Source organism: Natronobacillus azotifigens, from assembly GCF_026805325.1.
GTDB classification, from domain to species: domain Bacteria; phylum Bacillota; class Bacilli; order Bacillales; family Amphibacillaceae; genus Natronobacillus; species Natronobacillus azotifigens.
The window spans coordinates 1-1,122 of sequence record NZ_JAPRAT010000068.1 but is presented as its reverse complement, the minus strand read 5'-3'; the positions used below and the strand labels follow the sequence as shown (position 1 = coordinate 1,122).

9 tRNA genes and 1 rRNA gene are annotated in these 1,122 nt (G+C 50.4%); all 10 read left to right on the top strand.

What is annotated here, in order from left to right:
- Nucleotides 1-181 precede the first annotated feature (181 nt).
- The 10 genes from rrf (at nt 182) to OWO01_RS15880 (ending at nt 1,076) form a co-directional block, all read left to right on the top strand.
- A 5S ribosomal RNA gene (gene rrf, locus OWO01_RS15925) occupies nt 182-297 on the top strand.
- A gap of 6 nt (nt 298-303) precedes the next feature.
- A tRNA-Val gene (locus OWO01_RS15920) sits at nt 304-379 on the top strand.
- A 3-nt stretch (nt 380-382) separates the two neighbouring features.
- Nucleotides 383-458 (top strand) — tRNA-Thr (locus OWO01_RS15915).
- Nucleotides 459-476: 18 nt separating this feature from the next.
- Nucleotides 477-552, top strand: a tRNA-Lys gene (locus OWO01_RS15910).
- A 5-nt stretch (nt 553-557) separates the two neighbouring features.
- Nucleotides 558-639 (top strand) — tRNA-Leu (locus tag OWO01_RS15905).
- A 4-nt stretch (nt 640-643) separates the two neighbouring features.
- Nucleotides 644-718, top strand: a tRNA-Gly gene (locus OWO01_RS15900).
- Between the two features lie 16 nt (nt 719-734).
- Nucleotides 735-823: transfer RNA gene (locus tag OWO01_RS15895), tRNA-Leu, on the top strand.
- A 3-nt stretch (nt 824-826) separates the two neighbouring features.
- Nucleotides 827-903 (top strand) — tRNA-Arg (locus tag OWO01_RS15890).
- Between the two features lie 3 nt (nt 904-906).
- A tRNA-Pro gene (locus tag OWO01_RS15885) sits at nt 907-983 on the top strand.
- A gap of 17 nt (nt 984-1,000) precedes the next feature.
- Nucleotides 1,001-1,076, top strand: a tRNA-Ala gene (locus OWO01_RS15880).
- Nucleotides 1,077-1,122 lie beyond the last annotated feature (46 nt).

Below are 1,122 nucleotides of genomic sequence, written 5' to 3'. Positions count from 1 at the left end.
GATTAAGAATGCCACGTCCTGTGGCAACATCGAACTGACCCACTTCGTGTGGGCCCTAGTTTTGAGGGTGCATAATACTTCAAGAAGAAATAATGTTCACAAGGTTAAAATTATTTTGAAAAACACTTGCTTTTTGCATGAAAAGTTAATATAATATACCTTGTCCTTAAAAAATAAAATGTCTGGTGACAATAGCGAAGAGGTCACACCTGTTCCCATGCCGAACACAGCAGTTAAGCTCTTCAGCGTCGATGGTAGTTGGGGCCTTGCCCCTGCAAGAGTAGAACGCCGCCAGGCTTTATCGGAGGATTAGCTCAGCTGGGAGAGCACCTGCCTTACAAGCAGGGGGTCGCAGGTTCGAGCCCTGCATCCTCCACCATATGCCGGCCTAGCTCAACTGGTAGAGCAACTGACTTGTAATCAGTAGGTTGGGGGTTCAAGTCCTCTGGCCGGCACCATTTTGTTTTTAAAAGTGCGAGCCATTAGCTCAGTTGGTAGAGCATCTGACTTTTAATCAGAGGGTCGAAGGTTCAAATCCTTCATGGCTCACCATGTTTGCGGGTGTGGCGGAATTGGCAGACGCGCTAGACTTAGGATCTAGTGTCTTATGACGTGGGGGTTCAAGTCCCTCCACCCGCACTTTGCGAAAGTAGTTCAGTGGTAGAACACCACCTTGCCAAGGTGGGGGTCGCGGGTTCGAATCCCGTCTTTCGCTCCATTTCCAACAAACCAATGCCGGGGTGGTGGAATTGGCAGACACACAGGACTTAAAATCCTGCGGTAGGTGACTACCGTGCCGGTTCAAGTCCGGCCCTCGGCACCATATGCGCCCGTAGCTCAATTGGATAGAGCGTTTGACTACGGATCAAGAGGTTAGGGGTTCGACTCCTCTCGGGCGCGCCATTTCGGGAAGTAGCTCAGCTTGGTAGAGCACTTGGTTTGGGACCAAGGGGTCGCAGGTTCGAATCCTGTCTTCCCGACCATTTCTTTAAAAAAACGCGGGGCCTTAGCTCAGCTGGGAGAGCGCCTGCTTTGCACGCAGGAGGTCAGCGGTTCGATCCCGCTAGGCTCCACCATTTTTTTGATCTTTGAAAACTGAACAAAACAACCAGTATGTTAAGT